The following is a 17,008-nucleotide window of genomic DNA, read 5'->3' as shown; positions in this document are numbered from 1 at the left end:
TGACCCGCTGACCGCTTCTGCTGACGCTTCTTACACCACGTCCCGGGACACGATCTTCGGTCGGCGCGATCGCCCGGTTTGTACGTTGCAAACAAGCGCTCCAGGATCGCGTTATAGAACCGCCCTTCATCTGGAACTGGAGGTGCCTGTACGAACAGAACCGGCACCACAGCGGCTTCTCCCGAGGGGTTGTCATTTGGCTTGTGCTGCCCGCAGAAGCGCTTAACCAGCATGGTCTTGCCATTGTTGGTGTCGCCCACGATGAGCAGGTTCGGCATCCGGTGTGATGCCGGGTAGCTCAGCAGCGTTTCGAGCTGCTTGAGCACCTTCTGGGCGCGTGGGTAGCCGATCCAGCGCGGCGAGCGGATGTAGGCGATCCGTTCCTGATCGGTGCGCGCAAGGTATTCGGCAGCCTTCTGTAGGAGATGGGAGGCGTCGTCACCCATCTCGGTCCCCCGAGTCCGCCATGTCGTCGACCTCCTCGAACGGCACGATGGAGACCTTGGGCTGGGATGGTGCCACGGATTGCGGAATGACTTGAGGAGCCGTCGATGCCGGAAGGTGCTCGCGTGCGTTCGAAAGCCCCAGGCGACGGCGCTGTTGGTTGCGTCGCATCTTCTTGGTGAGCTTCTGGGCACTTTGCTCGATGGACTGCATCTTGTCGTAGGCGGAGAAGATGAGGTTTTCGTCGACGGTAACCTTGGGTTGCTCTTCCAGGGCACGCCTCTTCGCTTCTCTCAGCTCCCAGATGCTGATTGCGGGGTGCGAGGTGTTTCGGTAAGGGATCGCGTAGTACTGTTCGACTTCGGGATCGTAGAACCAAATCGTGCTGATGTCGCGGGGATCCCGGCGGCACAGGAACAGCCGCTTGTTCTTCGGGTTATCTGGATCGGTGGAGTTGATCCAGCGGCGCAGCACATCGTGTTGGTACTCGATATGGTCCCAGATGATGCCGTAGTGCTGCACCGTCCGGGTTTCGTAGGGCATGAGATCGAGCTTGAGACGCAGTTCGTCGGTGATCCGAGGGGGAACGCCAATGCCGGGCTCCTTCTTGGTGCCCAAAACGCCCTCTTGCCACTTGGCGATCGGTGGCATGCCCAGCTCGGAGTGCATACGCTGGTGATAGATCTCGACGCACAAGATCGTGAACCACTTTTCGAACTCCGCCAGGCTCATGACCGCGCGGGCATCCGAGTCATACTCGCCTCGCTGGCGGGGGTTGGAGAAGGTGGTGCCAGGGGCGGAATGGATCTCGTCATTCAGCGTACCCAGCAGCCGCTCGATGTGCGCTCCGTAATGGGGTGTGGCCACAGGGCGCCACTCCAGATCGATGCCGTATTCCTTGCAGGCCATTCTCATCATGTTCCCGCGGAATTCCTTGGCGTTGTCCGCGTGGATGGTGCGCGGGACGCCCCAGCACGGCCAGGCGGTCTCGATTCCCTGCTTCGCGAGCCACTTCTCTTTCGGCAAAAAAGCCTGCGTGAGACACAAGCCTAGCGAGAGATTGCCCGGCGGGTCGAATGAGATGTAGAACCCGAGCACCATGCGCGAGAACACGTCGATCAGCAGCGTGAGCCATGGGCGTCCGATCGGTAGGCGGTGGATGTCGTCAACGAGGATGATGTCGACGAGGGTGTGGTCAACCTGGACTACGGACAGGGGCTTGTCCGCGCCGGGGAACGGCCCCTTGATCGGTGCGTAGCCGTCCCGGGCCGCCTTGCTGCCCTCGCGAGCCTTGGTCTTCTTGAAGGCATCGAGTGCCTTGATTCGCTGGCGAACGGTGTTTCCATGAGGCGCTTTCAGTCCCGCTTTGGCGCATAGCTTCTCGATCTCGCGGATCACCTTCGAAGGTTTCCGTTTTTGGGGAGTGAGGTAGAAGGATTCGATCGTGTCGTTGACAATCTTATCGACCTCGGGCGCAAGCTTCGCTTGCCCCTTGTCCCGGCGCGTTTTGCGCAGGAAAACGGAGACTTTCCCGGTTGTCTCGAACAGCTTGAGCCATCGGTAAAGGGTGACGAAATGAAGACCCAATTCTTCCGCGCGGAGGTGAACGTACTGAGTGGAACGCTGCGAGTTATCCAGCAAGGGTTTGATGCACTCGAACTTGCGTTCGGCGTCCTGCTGCTGCTGCTCATCACGAGCGTGGATATCCGATTGCGTCGCCTCAGGCAGGGCCTCGACGGAACTGAGATCGTCGATTGGCGCTTGAAGCAGCTTGCCCGACTCGTGCTCACGCAGAACCACTGTCCTGAAGTCCTGCGACTCCTGCTGGATGGTGTGGCGCCGCCCCCGGTAGAAGACCTCCGTGCCGTAATCCAGGACAACAGGCGGGAGCACGTTCTTGCTCACGATATGCTCCAGATTGGAGACTGCATGGTGATTTCGGCTTCCAGATCGATACCGATCTGGTGACGTGCGACAAGATGCCAGAGGGCTGGGACATATTCGGCTTGGCGCCACACGCTCGAGCTCAGCGCCTGTAGAACTGCGGCTGGCGTGCTCCTGCGTTCCGCAGCTATCGCAGCCAGAACCGTTTCGATATCTTCCTGCGGAATGTTCCGGCGCCCGAAGGGCGCGAGGAAGCGGATGTTGGTGAGCCGTTGTGTTCGCACCTCGACTTCCGTGATCAGTCGGAATCGCCAACCGTGTTGCTTGGCGTAACGAACACCCCGCCTGAAGTTGGGGTGCAGTGTCGCCCAGTCCTTCGCGAGATCGGCGCGGTACTTGACTTCGCACAACCATGGTCGCCGCTGCAGTTCCGGAACGAACTCAACCAGGACGTCAGGTGTGTAGCGACGTGCGCCCTTCTTTGTCCCGTCCGACCACTCAATGCGCACTGGCTGGACTTCGTAGCGCGCGACGTCGGGGGAAAAATCGAGCAGTGCCAGGAAGTCCCGTTCAAGAGTAGACTCGAACTCCGCCGGTCCTACGGCCTTACTCGATGCGGCAATGCCGGTCACGTTGCGAAAGTTCTTTGGAATTTTCCGTACTGGCATTTCAAGGAGGTTGCAGAGATGTGTGTAATTCTGAATTTCGTTGCACGTACCTATGTCTTTTTTAGCTCGTATCAATGTAAAAGCAAGCCCTTTCATGGGCTATTTTTGCAAAAAGCGCTGTAATTGATAGTGGTGTGAGGGCGGCGTCCCCTCGCTCGCTGACGGGACGAGACGATGAACACCGCGGCCCCCGCGCGTGACGACATCGTCGATGCCGCGCTGCTGATCGCCGAGCGCATCGGCTGGGAGGCGGTGCGCCTGCACCAGGTCGCGGCGCAGCTCGGCATCACGCTCGACGACATCCGGCGGCACTTTCGCGAAAAGGAAGAACTCGTCGACGCCTGGTTCGATCGCGCCGACGCGGCGATGCTGCAGGCGGCCACGCCTCCCGGCTTCACCCAGCAGCCTGCGCGGCTGCGCCTGCAACAGCTCATGATGGCCTGGTTCGCCGCGCTGGCGCCGCATCGGCGCGTCACCCGCGACATGATCCTCGGCAAGCTCGAGCCGGGTCACCTGCATGTGCAGATCCCCGGCCTGCTGCGCGTCAGCCGCACGGTGCAGTGGCTGCGCGAGGCGGCCGGACGGGATGCGACCTTCGTGCGCCGCGCGCTCGAGGAGACGGCGCTGACCACGATCTACCTGGCGAGCTTCGCGCACTGGTTGAACGACGAATCGCTCGACGCCGAGCGCACCCGACGCTTCGTCGAGCGCCGCCTCACCGAGGCCGAGCGCCTCGATCAGCTCGTCTTCCGCAGCGCCTCGCCGGCGCGGGCGGACGAGGCGGCGACGCGCAAGCCCCGCGCCGACGAGATGCCCCGCCCCTGAGCGTGGCGTCGGTGCGCGCATGGACCCCTTCACCCACCTGCTGAGCGGCGCGCTCGTCGCGCGCGCCACGGCGCCTGCGCGGCCGAGCGCCTCGGCGCTGCCGCTGCGGCTGCGCCTGTTCGCCGGCGGCGCAGCGGCCGTTTTTCCCGATATCGACCTTGCGCTGCGGCTGGTCGACACGCTGACCTATCTGAACTGGCATCAGGGGCCCACCCACGCGCCGCTGTTGCTGCCCGCCTGGGCCGCCCTGCTGGCCTGGCTGTGCGCGCGCGCCAGTGGCGGGCGCCATCGCTGGACGGCCTTCTACGGCCCCGCCTGCCTCGGGATCGCGATCCATATCGTGGGCGACCTGATCACGGCCTACGGCCTGATGTTGTATGCGCCGCTGTCGACCGAACGGGTCGCGCTGAACCTTGCCTTCGTCATCGACCCCTGGATCAGCGCGATCCTGCTCGCCGGCCTGGTCCTGTCGCTGCGCCACAGCTGCGGCGGGCGCACTGTCGTCCTGGCGCTGCTGCTGTGCGCGGCTTATCTCGGGCTGCTGCTGGGGCAGCAGCAGCGCGCGCTGGCGATCGGCGAGGCCTTCGCCAGCGCCCGGGGGATGCAGGCGCCGGCGGTGCACGCCCTGCCGCAGCCGCTTTCGCCCGCACACTGGATGCTGGTTGTCGAGGACGCCGGCCAGCTGCATGTCGCCCATGTCCGTGTCGGCGCCGATGCGGCCGAGGTCCTCAGCGCCGCAGCGGCGGCCGAGCCTGCCGAGGCCGGGCCCCTGGCCGCCGTCCTCGGTCCGCTGGTCCGCCTGCGCCACGCCTATCGGCCCGCGCCGCAGGCCGACTGGCAAACGCGCGGTGTCGCAGGCACCGACCGCGACCAGGCCGACTTTGCCCGCGCCGCATGGGCCCAGCCGGTGGCCGCCGATCTGCGCCGCTTCGCCCGCTTTCCGGTGCTCGATGCGGTCGAGCCGGGGCCGCCCGCCTGCGCCTGGTTCGTCGACCTGCGCTTTGCCCTGCCGACCTTGCCGCCGTCCTTTCGCTATGCCGTCTGTCGCGACGAATGGGGTGGCGAAGGGCGTGGCGGCGGCGACGGGCGCGAAGGCGACGGTGATGCGCGCTGGACCTTGCAGCGCGCACGCGGCGCGTTCTGGATCGACTGAGCCGCATGGCCCCTATTGACGCAGGGTCTCATGGGCTCAGGGGCAGCCCTTGCAGCCGTCCGTCTGCGCGTTGAGGAAGATCGCCTGGTCCAGGTTCGCCCCGGTGAGGTCGGCATTGACGAGCTGCGCGCGGGTGAAGTTGGCGCCCTGCAGGTTGGCGCCGACGAAGGACGCGCCGCTGAGCTTGGCGGCGCGCAGGTTGGTGCGCGGCAGCTCGGCGCCGTCGAAGCGGGTGCGCTCGGCGCGCGCGTTGGTCAGGTCGGCGCCGCCGAGCTGGGCGGCGGACAGGTCGGCGTCGTGCAGGTCGGCGTTCTGCAGGATCGCGTTGCGCAGGTTCGCGCCCTTCAGGCTGGCGCCGGTGAGGCGGGTGCCGCGCAGGTTGGTGCGCAGCATCGAGGCCTCGTCCAGCATCGCGCCGGCCATCTCGGCCTGGGAGAAGTTCGCCTCGTTCAGGGTCGCGCCGCGCAGGTTGGCGCCGGAGAGATCCGTGCGGGTGAACTGCGAGTTCGCCAGATTCACCCCTTCGAGATCGGCCCCGTTCAGGTTCATGTTGGTGCACAAGGTGCCGCGCCGGATGTCGCAGCCGCCGACATTGCTCGCGCGCTGCGCCTCGGCGATCAGCGGCAGGGTGAGGAGGGCGGTGGCGGACAGGGTGGCGAGCAGCGCTGCGCGGGTTTTGGGCATGGGAAGGGGTCAGGAGTAGGGATCGATGATCCGACAGGCAGGATTCAGGTCGGTTCGCCCAGCAGCGTGTCGATCAACGCATGCAGGGTGTCGAAGTCGGGTTCGCCGAGGATCTTGCGCACGATCTCGCCGCGCTTGTTGAGGATGAAGGTGGTCGGCGTCAGGCGCACGTCATCGAAAGCGCGGGCAATGCTGCCGTCGCGGTCGAGCACGAAGGTGAACGGCAGGCGGTTGAGCCCGACGAAGGCGCCGACCCGTGCGGGTGGGTCGTAATCCATCGCCACGGCGATGGTCCGGTAGCCGCGCCCCTCGAACTTCTCCTGCGTCGCCTTCAGCGCCGGCATCTCCTTGATGCAAGGGGTGCAGGTCGTCGCCCAGAAGTTCACCAGCACCACCTGGCCACGCAGGTCGGCGATCCGCAAGCGCTGCCCCTGCAAGGTGGTGAAACTGACATCGGGTGCGGCGGGCTTCGGCGTGAACACGAAGACGCCGGCGACGGCGAGGACGAGGACCACGGCAGTGGCGATGATCTTCAGGTTCACGATGAAATCCGGGATGGCGTGTGGCAGGCACCAAGGCCGGTGAATGCGCGCCGATTGTGCGCGAGGGGCCGCCGCTTGTCACCTGCGGGCGGGGGCTACGCGGTCTCTCGACAGGGAGGGCACCTCGAGGCCCCGCGAGGACTGGGTGGCGTCCTTGGGCCGGCGTCATCGGGCTTGCGCGATCCCTTTCGCCAATCTATAACGTGACCATGATCGATGACCATGGACAGGAAGCGATGGATACCAGCGTCGGTGCCGGCGAATTCAAGGCGAAGTGCCTGCAACTCCTCGACCAGGTCGCCAGGGACCGTGAGTCGCTGACGATTACCAAGCGCGGTCGCCCGGTCGCCCGTGTCGTGCCGATCGAAGCCCAAGGCTCCCTGTTCGGGGCGCTCAGGGGGTCGGTCATTGCCGCCGATGACCTGATCGCGCCCGTGGATGAACGCTGGGACGCCGAGGCATGAGCGCCGCACTGGTGCTCGATACGCACGTCCTGGTGTGGCTGGTGCAGGGCGATTCGCGTCTCCATGCAGAGATCGTCTGCCAGATCGATGAGTTCGCCCGGCAAACACGGGTGCTGGTGCCGGCGATCAGCCTGTGGGAGATCGGCATGCTGGTCGCAAAGGGGCGGCTTCAGCTCGCGCAGGATGTACAGCAGTGGGTCGACGCCGTGCTCGGGTTGCCTGGCTTGGGCCTAGCGGCGCTGGAGCCGGCAATTGCAGTCGCGAGCAGCCGTCTCCCGGGTGCCCTGCACGGGGATCCGGCCGACCGCATGATTGCGGCGACGGCGCGTCACCATGACGCCTTGCTGGTCACGGCGGACGAGAAGTTGCTCGCCTACGGTGCCGCGGGACATCTGAAAGTGATGGATGCGCGCGGCGGTCCGGGCTGAAACCACGGCGTTTCCAGGCGCTACTGCAGTCCGGCTCCCCGATCTGTAACGGTGAGCGCCCCGCGGCGGTCGATCGGCTAAAATTGCAGCCCGCCACCCACCCGGGTGGCTTCGTTTTTCCGTGCAGCCACAACGATGTCCGCCCTCCTCAACGCGCCGCAGCGCGAAGCCATCCGCTATCTCGACGGCCCCTGCCTGGTGCTGGCCGGCGCCGGCAGCGGCAAGACGCGGGTGATCACGCACAAGATCGCGCACCTGATCAACGAGTGCGGCATCAGCGCGGCCAACATCGCCGCGATCACCTTCACCAACAAGGCGGCCAAGGAGATGCAGGAGCGCGTCGCCCACATCATGGGTGGGCGCGTGCCGGGCGGGCTCACCGTCTGCACCTTCCATGCGCTGGGCGTGCGCATCATCCGCCAGGAGGCCAAGCACTGCGGGCTGAAGCCGCAGTTCTCCATCCTCGACGCTTCCGACACCGTGCAGATCGTCTCGGATGTCGCCGGCGACAACGACAAGGGCATCGCCAAGCAGATGCAGTGGCAGATCTCGTCGTGGAAGAACGCGATGATCACGCCCGAGGAGGCCGCGCAGCTCGCCGACAACGAGATCGCCTCGGTCGCCGCCAGGCTCTACAAGGAATACGAGCGCACCCTGCGCGCCTACCAGGCGGTGGATTTCGACGACCTCATCTCGCTGCCGGTGCGCCTGTTCGACGAGCACCCCGAGGTGCGCGAGCGCTGGCAGAACAAGCTGCGCTACCTGCTCGTCGATGAATACCAGGACACCAACCGCGCCCAGTACCGGCTGCTGAAGCTGCTGTCGGGCGTGCGCGGCGCCTTCACCGCGGTGGGCGACGACGACCAGGCGATCTACGCCTGGCGTGGTGCCGACGTCGAGAACCTGAAGCTGCTGCAGCAGGACTACCCCAAGCTGAAGGTCATCAAGCTCGAGCAGAACTACCGCTCCTCGCGCCGCATCCTCGAGGCCGCCAACACCGTCATCGCCAACAACGAGAAGCTGTTCGACAAGCGCCTGTGGTCCGAGCACGGCCAGGGCGAGCAGATCGTCGTCACCAACTGCCGCGACGCCGAGCACGAGGCCGAGTGGGTGGCGACCAAGATCGCCGCGCACAAGTTCGAGCACCGCACCCGCTTCAAGGATTACGCCATCCTCTACCGCGGCAACCACCAGGCGCGCATCATCGAGCAGCAACTGCGCAACAACCGCATCCCCTACGTGATGTCGGGCGGGCAGAGCTTCTTCGACAAGGCCGAGATCCGCGACCTGATCGCCTGGCTGCGCCTGCTGGTCAATGAAGATGACGACCTCGCCTTCATCCGCGCCATCACCACCCCGCGCCGCGGCATCGGCGCCGCCACCATCGAGGCCCTCGGCGCCTACGCCGGGCACCGCCATACCAGCCTGTTCACCGCGGTGTTCGAGGAAGGGCTCACCCAGCACCTCAACGCCAAGCAACTGCACGGCGTGCAGGAGTTCGCCGCCTACATCAACCGCCTGCAGTACCGCGCCCCGCGCGAGCCCGCGGCGAAACTGCTGGAGGATCTGCTCGGCGCGATCCGCTACGAGGCCTGGCTGTTCGAGCACTGCGACACGCGCGAGGCCGAATCCAAGTGGAGCAACGTGCGCGACTTCGTCGGCTGGCTGGGCAGGAAGGGCGAGGAGGACGGCAAGAACCTGCTCGAGCTCACCCAGACGATCGCGCTGATGTCCATGCTCGACAAGGAAGACCCCGACTTCGACGGCGTGCAGATGGCCACCCTGCACGCCTCCAAGGGGCTGGAGTTTCCGCACGTGTTCCTGATCGGCGTCGAGGAGGGGCTGCTGCCGCACCAGAGCAGCATCGACGAGGACAAGGTCGAGGAAGAGCGCCGCCTCATGTATGTCGGCATCACCCGCGCCCAGCGCAGCCTCAACCTCACTTGGTGCGAGCGGCGCAAGTCGGGCAAGGAATTCCGCCCCTGCGAGCCGAGCCGCTTCATCGCCGAGATGGGCGGCGACATCCGCATGAACGACCGCAGGACCGCGCAGCCGGTGACGAAGGAGGAGGGCAAGGCGCGGCTGGCGAACCTGATGGCGATGTTCGAGAACCGCGACGGCAAGGCATGAGCTCGACGGGCCTGCAGCGGGGGCGCGGCGAGGTTGACGCAGAAGGGGCAGCCTCCTGGCTGCCCCTTCTGCATTCAGTGGCGAATGCGCCCGGGTCGGGCGCCTCGCGTCGTCAGGTCTTACTCTTCGACTGGCGGTTCGGTGTAGCCGGCGCCCACGGTGTTGGCCAGGAAGGCCACCGCGCGCTTGACTTCGGTGTCGGTCAGGTCGCTGCCGCCGCCGCGCGGGGGCATCGCATTCTTGCCGGCGATCGCAGAGGCGGTCAGGCCGTCGAGACCGAGCGGCAGACGGGCCGACCAGGCCGCCGCGTCACCGTTCTTGGGCGCGCCAACCGCGCCGGAGTCGTGGCACGCGGCACAGATCGAGGTGTAGATCTGTTCGCCGGTGCGCGAACCCGGGGTGATCGTGACCGCCTGGATCTCGACGCGGGCGACGGGCTGGATCAGCGTGGCCGTCAGTTCCGGATCGACGGCGCTCTGCTTGCCACAGCCAGCCAGCAGCGCGGCTGCGACCATGGCGACGACAGGCATTGCGAGGCGGACGGGGCGCTGGTTGCGTTGGTTCGACATGCTTGGGTCCTTTGACTGGTGGCGCAAGACGAGATCTAAAGCCGCGATTATAGCGATGTAAAAACCATTGTGGCAGTGCGGCATGGACTTTGCGTGCGTTCACAGCTATGCTTGCCGGCCTTGTGCGGGTGTCTTCCCGTGCACGCCGCGCGCCCGTAGCTCAGCTGGATAGAGTACTGCCCTCCGAAGGCAGGGGTCGGACGTTCGAATCGTCTCGGGCGCGCCAAAGAATTCAATGGGTTGGGTCTTCGCGGGCCTGGCCCATTTTCTTTTGTGGCGATCCGTACGGATTGTGTGCCGTCTGAGCGCTGCGCGCCGGGAGGCAATCGTCGCACGGGCGATCTCCCGTCTTGAAGGTCTGCTTGTGGCCCGATCGTTGCTTTGTGCTGGTGGCATGGCACCTCTGCCGGCAAGCGGAGCACCGCTCAATTCATTCAGGACACACAATGCGCTCCCTCAACTTCATCGGTGGCGAAAAAGGCGGCGTGGGCAAATCGGTTGTTGCCCGGGCCCTGGCCCAGTACTACATCGACAAGGGCCGGCCCTTTACGGGCTTCGACACCGACCGTTCCCACACGACCTTCGCCCGCTTCTACACGGACTATGCCGCGCCCGTGGTGGTGGACCGCTACGACGGGCTGGACCAGATCGCCTTGCCATTCGAGGATGCACCAGAAGAGGGCATCGGGCACAGCGTGATTGTCGATCTTGCAGCACAGACGGCGGTGCCGCTGGCGCGCTGGATCCAGGAATCCGATCTGCTGGGCCTGCTTGGCGAACTCGGGGTGCAGGTCAATTTCTGGCATCTGGCCGATGCCGGCAAGGATTCGGTCGACTTGCTGGGCAAGCTGCTCGAGACCTATGGCGAAGGGCCGAGCTACGTGGTGGTGAAGAACCAGGGACGCGGCACTGACTTTTCCCAGCTCGAGGCTTCGGCCGAGCTGGCTGCGGCACAGGCCCTGGATGCCCGCGTGATCAGCCTGCCGGCACTGCACGAAGCCAGCATGCGCAAGATCGATCGCCAGGATGCCAGCTTCTGGGCTGCAGTGAATCAGCGTAGCGGTGAGGATGCATTGGGCATGCTCGAACGCCAGCGCGTGAAAAATTGGCTGAAGTCCGTCTATGCGGCCTTCGACGGGCTGGTCGTGTAAGCAGCTTGAGTCGCGCCGCCGCCGCGGCACAATGCGCCGTGTGAGCACCTCCGAACATTCCGCAGCCTCTTCGCTTCGCGCCGACCTGCGCGCGGCGCTGCGTGGGACCGACGCCGACTACACGCGCATTCCGCTCAAGCGCGCGGTGTTCCTGCTCGCGGTGCCGATGATGCTGGAGCTGGTGCTCGAGTCGACCTTCGCGGTGGTCGATATCTTTTTTGTCGCCAAGCTCGGGTCGTCCGCGGTGGCGACCGTCGGCCTGACCGAGACCTATCTCTTCCTGCTGTATTCGATTGCGATGGGGCTGGCGATGGCGGTCACCGCGATCGTTGCCCGCCGCATCGGCGAGCATCGCGGCGAGGAGGCTGCGCTGTCGGCGGTGCAGGCCATCGTGGTGGCGGTGCTGGTCTCGCTGCCCTTTGCCGTGGCGGGCATCGTGTGGGCGCAGGAGCTGCTGCGCCTGATGGGTGCGGACGCCTGGGCGATCGAACACGGCTATCGCTACACCCAGTGGATGCTCGGGGGCAACGCGGTGATCCTGCTGCTGTTCGTCATCAACGCCATCTTTCGCGGCGCGGGCGATGCGGCGGCGGCGATGCGCGTGCTATGGGTCGCCAATGCGCTCAACATCGTGCTCGATCCGATCCTGATCTTCGGCATCGGGCCGATTCCGGCGCTCGGCATCGAGGGCGCGGCGATCGCGACCAACATCGGGCGCGGCGCGGGCGTGCTGATGCAGCTGTGGATCCTGGTGCGTGGCAGCGAACACCTGCGCATCCGCCGTGCCAGCCTGCGCTGGCATGGTGCGACCCTGGCGCAGATCGTGCGCACCTCGCTCGGCGGCATCGGTCAGATGATCGTGTCGATGACCGCCTGGATCTTCCTGATGCGCATCCTCGCCAGCGTGTCGACCGAAGCCGTGGCCGGGGCGACGATCACGATACGCATCATGATGTTCACGCTGATGCCCGCCTGGGGCATGTCCAACGCCGCCGCCACGCTGGTCGGGCAGAACCTCGGCGCGTGCCAGCCCGGGCGTGCCGAGGCCGCCGTGTGGCGCATCGGCTGGATGAACATGGTCTTCACGCTGGCGGTGTCGGTGGCGTTCTTCTTCCTGCACGACGAGCTCATCGCCCTGTTCACCGACGACGCGCAGGTGATCGCCATCGGTGGCGAGTGGCTCGCCATCCTGTCGTATTCCTACTTCGTCTACGGCTGGTGGATGGTGTCGGTGCAGGCCTTCAACGGCGCCGGCGACACGATGACGCCAACCTGGATCAACCTGGTGTTCTTCTGGCTGATCCAGATCCCGCTCGCCTGGGCGCTGGCGCTGCCCCTGGGCTGGGCGCACTCGGGGGTGTTCTGGGGCGTGTTCATCTCCGAGACCGCGGTCGGCCTGTTCACGCTGTGGCTGTTCAGCCGCGGGCGCTGGAAGACGAAACGGCTTTGAGGGCGACGCCGCGCCCCCGAATCCCGCGGGCGGGGCTGAGCGAGCGTTCGCTCAGCCGTCCACCGGCGAACAGAACCACAGCTTGTTACCTTCGCTGTCGAGGAAGCTGCCGACCAGAAAGGCACCGTAGGCCTGCACCGCGTCGGCGATCACCACTCCGCGCAGGCGCAAGGCCTCCTGCGTGGCCCTGGCATCCACGGTGGCCAGGGTGATGCGCGGATTGGGCGTCGCGGTCGGTGTCGCCCAGTCCGGCTTGAGCATCAGGATGAGCTGGCCCAGTTGCCAGCCGACCTGCTCCGTGCCCTCGAAGGCCGGCTCGAGTCCGAGTATTTCCTCGTAGAAGCGGTTTGCCCGCGCGAGCGATGTGACTGCCAGGGCAATCACCTTGACGCGCTGGATGCCCAGCGCCGGCAGCGTGTCCGTCATGGCGCACCTCCTTGTCCGGCGCGGCCGCCCCTGGCGCCGACTCGACAGCGGGAGGGCGTCGAACGGAGGGTGCAGGCACAGCTTGCCGGTACCTTCTTTGACTGTGTCGGCGCTAGCGCATTCCCGGCTCGGGCGGACACACGCCCTGGGCCATTTCGGGCTAATCGAATTATGAAATCGTTAATCGTTCCATAAATGAGACGATGAAGCCCGGCTTGGCCCCTATTTCCGCCGCGGCGCCCCGCCTATAGTGGTCTCAGCCCGGCGCCGATTCTGCCTTTTCCCAGCGCGTCGCAAGGGCTGGCAGGCCGCCTTCGCGGCGTGCCAATCAAGGCGGTGCGCGGCCCCCTGCGGGGGAAACCGGCCCCGCTTCCCGACAGAGAAGAAGGAGACACACCATGAGCAAGCCCTACGTCCGCCTCGACAAGAACAACGCCGCCGTGCTGCTGGTCGATCACCAGGCCGGCCTGTTGTCGCTGGTGCGCGACATCGATCCCGACCGCTTCAAGAACAACGTGCTCGCGCTCGCCGATCTGGCCAAGTATTTCGGCCTGCCCACCATCCTCACCACCAGCTTCGAAGAAGGCCCCAACGGCCCGCTCGTGCCCGAGCTGAAGGAGACCTTTCCGGAGGCGCCCTACATCGCCCGCCCGGGCCAGATCAACGCCTGGGACAACGCGGACTTCGTCCAGGCGGTCAAAGCCACCGGCAAGAAGCAGCTCATCATCGCCGGCGTCGTCACCGAGGTCTGCGTCGCCTTCCCGGCGCTGTCCGCGCTCGAGGAAGGCTTCGAGGTCTTCGTGGTCACCGACGCCTCGGGCACCTTCAATGAACTGACCCGCGACTCGGCCTGGGATCGCATGTCGGCCGCCGGCGCCCAGTTGATGACCTGGTTCGGGGTCGCCTGCGAACTGCACCGTGACTGGCGCAACGACATCGAGGGCCTGGGCACGCTGTTCTCGAACCACATCCCCGACTATCGCAACCTCATCACCAGCTACACCACGCTCACCAGCGGCAAGTAAGGCGCGGGCCGTTGCGGCGGCCCCGAGCCGCCGCCTGCCCGACGGCCGGTCCGTGCGCTGCGCACCGGCCGCATCCCACGGAGGAGTTTGCGATGGATCACAACGAACAGACGGACGCGGCCGCTGCAGGCCCGGTCACCGGCATCATCGTCCACCATCCGCGCGTCGAGGCGCGCGCGGCCTACGAAAGCTGGCTGCTGGAGATCCGTGAGGCCTGCCGTCACTTTCCCGGCTATCTCAGCACCGACGTGGTGCGCCCGGCGTGCGAGGACGATGGCTACACCGTCATCATCCGCTTCGCGGGGGTCGAGCAGCTCAAGGCCTGGATCGAGTCGGACGTGCGGCGCGAGTTCCTGCAGCGCATCGAGCCCGCGCTGGAGAAGGGCGACCGCTACGTGATCCGCACCGGGCTCGACTTCTGGTTCGCGCAACCGTCCACCGTCACCCCGCCCAAGCGCCACAAGCAGTTCCTGCTCACGCTGTCGGCGATCTTCCCGCTCACCATCGTCGTACCCTGGGTGCTCGGCCCGCTGCTGCGGCTGCTCGACGGGCCGGGCGGTTTCCTGCTCGGCAAGCTGCTCGTCGCGGCAGCGATCGTGTTCCTGATGGTGTTCGCGATCATGCCCCACTACACCCGGCTGGTGGCAAAGTGGCTGTACCGTTGAACCGCCCGCAGCCAATAGGGCTCAATCGAGACAACACATCACGAGGTCATCACATGTCGGATCCGTCGCAATACACCCCGCCCAAGGTCTGGACCTGGAACAAGGCCAACGGCGGCCGCTTCGCCAACATCAACCGTCCGGTCGCCGGCGCCACGCACGAGCGCGCGCTGGCGCGCGGCAGGCATCCGCTGCAGTTGTATTCGCTGGCCACGCCCAATGGCGTCAAGGTCACGGTGATGCTCGAGGAACTGCTCGCGCTCGGCCATGCGGGCGCCGAATACGATGCCTGGCTGATCCGCATCGGCGACGGCGACCAGTTCGGCAGCGGCTTCGTCGACGTGAACCCGAACTCCAAGATCCCCGCGCTGCTCGACTGCAGCGGACCGGCGCCGCTGCGGGTGTTCGAATCCGGCGCGATCCTGCTCTACCTGGCGGAGAAGTTCGGCGCCTTCCTGCCGGCCGATCCGGCGCGACGCGCGGAATGCCTGTCGTGGCTGTTCTGGCAGATGGGCAGTGCGCCCTACCTCGGGGGCGGTTTCGGCCACTTCTATGCCTACGCACCGACCAAGATCGAGTACGCCATCGACCGCTTCGCGATGGAGGCGAAGCGCCAGATGGACGTGCTCGACCGCCGGCTGGCCGAAAGCCGTTACATGGCCGGCGACGAATACACGATCGCCGACATCGCCATCTGGCCGTGGTACGGCGGCCTGGCGCTGGGTCAGCTCTACGACGCCGCCGAGTTCCTGCAGGTCGCCGACTACAAGCACGTGCTGCGCTGGGCGAACGAGATCGCCGAACGTCCGGCGGTGAAGCGCGGGCGCATGGTCAATCGCACCTTTGGGCCGCTGGAGCAGCAGTTGCACGAGCGCCACGACGCGAGCGATTTCGCCACCCGCACCGAGGACAAGCTGCAAGCGCAAGCATGACGGCGGTCTCGGCGGGCCGGCATTCGGGCGACCGTGAAAGATCTTTGCAGAGGAAAGAATGATGGCCTAAAGTTTCCAAGGAAAGGAGGCCAGCCATGCCTGAAATCGCCACCGCCCAGACCGCCAATGCCGCCGCCGTGCTGTCGAAGGCTGTCGCCCGCGCTGCAGAACGGCTCAATGTCTCGCGCGGGCTGCTGGCAAAGGTCCTGGGCGTCAGCCCGTCGACCATCACGCGGCTCTATGCCGGCGACTACCAGCTTGAGCAGCACCGCAAGGAGTGGGAGTTCGCATTGTTGTTCGTGCGCCTGTTCCGCTCCCTCGATTCCATCGTCGGTGACGAGCGCAACGCGCGCGCATGGCTCAACAGTGACAACAAGGGACTCAACGGTCGCCCCATCGAGCTCATCGGCCAGACGGAAGGACTTGTTCGTGTCGTTCACTACCTGGACGCCGCTCGCGGTCTCGTCTGAGGCGCGCGCGTGGGCGGCGCCGGCCTGGCGCATCGTCGAAGCCCAGCATGTCGCCTCGACCATGAAGATCGTCGATGACGCCGCCGAGCAGGACGTGCTGGAACTGCTGCTCGAGGCCAGCAAGCCACCGCGGCCTGCCAGCGTCGCCCGCCTCGACTATCTTCTGGCCGCACCCTTTCGCCATGATCCACGGCGTGGCGGTTCGCGCTTCCGGGGCGCCACCGATCCTGGCGTCTTCTACGGCGCACAGCGTGTGCGCACGGCCTGTGCCGAACTGGGGTACTGGCGTTGGCGATTCCTGCAGGACGCGGTCGACCTGGAGCGGATCGAGCCCGTGGCCCACACTGCCTTTCGGGTCCGGCTCGCCACGGATGTCGTCGATCTGCGCGAGCACGCCTTTGCTGCCGACCTCAGGGCCTGGACGCATCCCAGCGATTACCGCGCCACCCAGTCCTTTGCCCGCATCGCGCGCGAAGCCCGCATCGGCGCCATCGTCTACTCCTCGGTCCGCGACCCCGAGCCGGCGTGGTGTGTCGCCGTCCTCGATCCCGCGGCGTTCGCCTCACCCAGGCCCGATCCCGCCATGCAGACCTGGTGGCTGGCCGTGCAGCAGGACGCGGTGGTGTGGCGACGTGACAACGAGCGCCTGGTGTTCGCTGCAAGCCACTGGCTGGCCTGACACGCCCGAGGAAGACAGGTCGTCGGACTAAGGCCGCGCCAGCGCCCACAGTTTGCCGTCCGCCGCCTCAGGTCGGCGTCACGCCACGCGTGCGACGGGCCTAGCCGATCTCAGCCAGAAAGCGCAGCCGCGCCCGCTCCAGTTCCAGTCGTCCCACTTCGTCGGCAACGCGCAGCGCGGCCCGGTGATAGGTCTCGAAGGCCGTCTTCACCCTTGCCGCATCGAGCGTTCCTGCGGCTTCGTCGGTCGGCGCCGGCGGTGGTGCTTCGCCGGGGATGGGCTGCAGCACGGCGTGCTTGGGGATGAAGTCCACACCGCCGGATTCGGCGGCGGCGGTCATCGGGCCGACCTTGGTGTAGTTGCGGCCCTTCCACTGGAAGCGGGCGCCGATCGGGAGCTGGTCGATTTTCATTGTGTGTCGC

20 protein-coding genes and 1 tRNA gene are annotated in these 17,008 nt (G+C 66.1%); 13 read left to right on the top strand and 8 right to left on the bottom strand.

Features of this window, described 5'->3' with window-relative positions; translation table 11 throughout:
- From PLC66_RS09320 to PLC66_RS09310, 3 genes are all read right to left on the bottom strand, one after another.
- On the bottom strand, positions 1-446 hold a 446-nt coding region (locus PLC66_RS09320; RefSeq protein ID WP_324539639.1), incomplete at its 3' end, for a TniB family NTP-binding protein.
- The gene (locus tag PLC66_RS09315; RefSeq protein ID WP_324539637.1) at positions 439-2,349 is read right to left on the bottom strand and encodes a TnsB C-terminal domain-containing protein; all 1,911 of its coding nucleotides are present in this window, start codon (positions 2,347-2,349) and stop codon (positions 439-441) included. The genes PLC66_RS09315 and PLC66_RS09320, both read right to left, overlap by 8 nt.
- Positions 2,346-3,092, bottom strand: coding sequence for a TnsA endonuclease N-terminal domain-containing protein (locus tag PLC66_RS09310; RefSeq protein WP_324539635.1), 747 nt, complete (start codon positions 3,090-3,092; stop codon positions 2,346-2,348). Before PLC66_RS09310 ends, PLC66_RS09315 begins: the two co-directional genes overlap by 4 nt.
- A gap of 78 nt (positions 3,093-3,170) precedes the next feature.
- On the opposite strand from PLC66_RS09310, the gene PLC66_RS09305 reads away from it, so the two are divergent.
- A complete protein-coding gene (locus tag PLC66_RS09305; RefSeq protein WP_324539633.1) occupies positions 3,171-3,821 on the top strand; it encodes a hypothetical protein in 651 nt (216 codons plus the stop codon).
- Between the two features lie 19 nt (positions 3,822-3,840).
- Entirely contained in the window at positions 3,841-4,974 is a 1,134-nt protein-coding gene (locus tag PLC66_RS09300; protein WP_324539630.1) for a metal-dependent hydrolase, read from the top strand.
- Positions 4,975-5,010: 36 nt separating this feature from the next.
- On the opposite strand, the gene PLC66_RS09295 is transcribed toward PLC66_RS09300, so the two are convergent.
- Both PLC66_RS09295 and PLC66_RS09290 read right to left on the bottom strand, forming a co-directional pair.
- Entirely contained in the window at positions 5,011-5,658 is a 648-nt protein-coding gene (locus PLC66_RS09295) for a pentapeptide repeat-containing protein (protein ID WP_324539628.1), read from the bottom strand.
- 44 nt (positions 5,659-5,702) lie between these two features.
- Positions 5,703-6,200 (bottom strand): TlpA family protein disulfide reductase, encoded by a 498-nt coding sequence (locus PLC66_RS09290; RefSeq protein WP_324539626.1) that lies wholly within the window; start codon positions 6,198-6,200, stop codon positions 5,703-5,705.
- Positions 6,201-6,409: 209 nt separating this feature from the next.
- On the opposite strand from PLC66_RS09290, the gene PLC66_RS09285 reads away from it, so the two are divergent.
- The 3 genes from PLC66_RS09285 to PLC66_RS09275 all read left to right on the top strand — a co-directional run bounded on the left by PLC66_RS09285 (position 6,410) and on the right by PLC66_RS09275 (position 9,222).
- Positions 6,410-6,664 carry a type II toxin-antitoxin system Phd/YefM family antitoxin gene (locus PLC66_RS09285; protein WP_324539653.1) on the top strand — a complete coding sequence of 85 codons (255 nt, stop codon included), beginning with the start codon at positions 6,410-6,412 and terminating at the stop codon, positions 6,662-6,664.
- Positions 6,661-7,092 (top strand): type II toxin-antitoxin system VapC family toxin, encoded by a 432-nt coding sequence (locus PLC66_RS09280; RefSeq protein WP_324539624.1) that lies wholly within the window; start codon positions 6,661-6,663, stop codon positions 7,090-7,092. Before PLC66_RS09285 ends, PLC66_RS09280 begins: the two co-directional genes overlap by 4 nt.
- A gap of 135 nt (positions 7,093-7,227) precedes the next feature.
- Positions 7,228-9,222, top strand: coding sequence for a UvrD-helicase domain-containing protein (locus tag PLC66_RS09275; RefSeq protein ID WP_324539622.1), 1,995 nt, complete (start codon positions 7,228-7,230; stop codon positions 9,220-9,222).
- 119 nt (positions 9,223-9,341) lie between these two features.
- Here the strand turns inward: PLC66_RS09275 and PLC66_RS09270 are convergent, their stop codons facing one another.
- Positions 9,342-9,791 carry a c-type cytochrome gene (locus PLC66_RS09270; RefSeq protein ID WP_324539620.1) on the bottom strand — a complete coding sequence of 150 codons (450 nt, stop codon included), beginning with the start codon at positions 9,789-9,791 and terminating at the stop codon, positions 9,342-9,344.
- Positions 9,792-9,940: 149 nt separating this feature from the next.
- Between PLC66_RS09270 and PLC66_RS09265 the strand changes: the two genes are divergently transcribed.
- The 3 genes from PLC66_RS09265 to PLC66_RS09255 all read left to right on the top strand — a co-directional run bounded on the left by PLC66_RS09265 (position 9,941) and on the right by PLC66_RS09255 (position 12,392).
- Positions 9,941-10,017, top strand: a tRNA-Arg gene (locus PLC66_RS09265).
- A gap of 220 nt (positions 10,018-10,237) precedes the next feature.
- Complete coding sequence (locus tag PLC66_RS09260) at positions 10,238-10,942, top strand: P-loop NTPase family protein (protein WP_324539618.1); 705 nt, start codon at positions 10,238-10,240, stop codon at positions 10,940-10,942.
- 40 nt (positions 10,943-10,982) lie between these two features.
- Positions 10,983-12,392 (top strand): MATE family efflux transporter, encoded by a 1,410-nt coding sequence (locus PLC66_RS09255; RefSeq protein ID WP_324539616.1) that lies wholly within the window; start codon positions 10,983-10,985, stop codon positions 12,390-12,392.
- A gap of 51 nt (positions 12,393-12,443) precedes the next feature.
- On the opposite strand, the gene PLC66_RS09250 is transcribed toward PLC66_RS09255, so the two are convergent.
- Complete coding sequence (locus PLC66_RS09250; RefSeq protein WP_324539615.1) at positions 12,444-12,818, bottom strand: VOC family protein; 375 nt, start codon at positions 12,816-12,818, stop codon at positions 12,444-12,446.
- Between the two features lie 398 nt (positions 12,819-13,216).
- On the opposite strand from PLC66_RS09250, the gene ycaC reads away from it, so the two are divergent.
- The 5 genes from ycaC to PLC66_RS09225 all read left to right on the top strand — a co-directional run bounded on the left by ycaC (position 13,217) and on the right by PLC66_RS09225 (position 16,586).
- Positions 13,217-13,843, top strand: a complete 627-nt coding sequence (gene ycaC / locus PLC66_RS09245; RefSeq protein ID WP_324539208.1) for an isochorismate family cysteine hydrolase YcaC — start codon at positions 13,217-13,219, stop codon at positions 13,841-13,843.
- Positions 13,844-13,935: 92 nt separating this feature from the next.
- Entirely contained in the window at positions 13,936-14,508 is a 573-nt protein-coding gene (locus PLC66_RS09240) for an antibiotic biosynthesis monooxygenase (RefSeq protein ID WP_324539206.1), read from the top strand.
- 53 nt (positions 14,509-14,561) lie between these two features.
- Positions 14,562-15,437, top strand: a complete 876-nt coding sequence (gene yghU / locus PLC66_RS09235; RefSeq protein WP_324539613.1) for a glutathione-dependent disulfide-bond oxidoreductase — start codon at positions 14,562-14,564, stop codon at positions 15,435-15,437.
- A gap of 95 nt (positions 15,438-15,532) precedes the next feature.
- Entirely contained in the window at positions 15,533-15,907 is a 375-nt protein-coding gene (locus PLC66_RS09230) for an antitoxin Xre/MbcA/ParS toxin-binding domain-containing protein (protein ID WP_324539610.1), read from the top strand.
- The gene (locus PLC66_RS09225; protein ID WP_324539608.1) at positions 15,867-16,586 is read left to right on the top strand and encodes an RES family NAD+ phosphorylase; all 720 of its coding nucleotides are present in this window, start codon (positions 15,867-15,869) and stop codon (positions 16,584-16,586) included. The genes PLC66_RS09230 and PLC66_RS09225 overlap by 41 nt, the downstream gene beginning before the upstream one ends.
- 100 nt (positions 16,587-16,686) lie before the next feature.
- On the opposite strand, the gene PLC66_RS09220 is transcribed toward PLC66_RS09225, so the two are convergent.
- Entirely contained in the window at positions 16,687-16,998 is a 312-nt protein-coding gene (locus PLC66_RS09220) for a hypothetical protein (protein WP_324539606.1), read from the bottom strand.
- Positions 16,999-17,008: the final 10 nt, after the last annotated feature.

Origin of the sequence: Thauera sp. (genome assembly GCF_035444905.1) — a bacterium.
GTDB lineage: Bacteria > Pseudomonadota > Gammaproteobacteria > Burkholderiales > Rhodocyclaceae > Thauera.
This window is presented reverse-complemented; position numbering and strand designations above follow the sequence as displayed.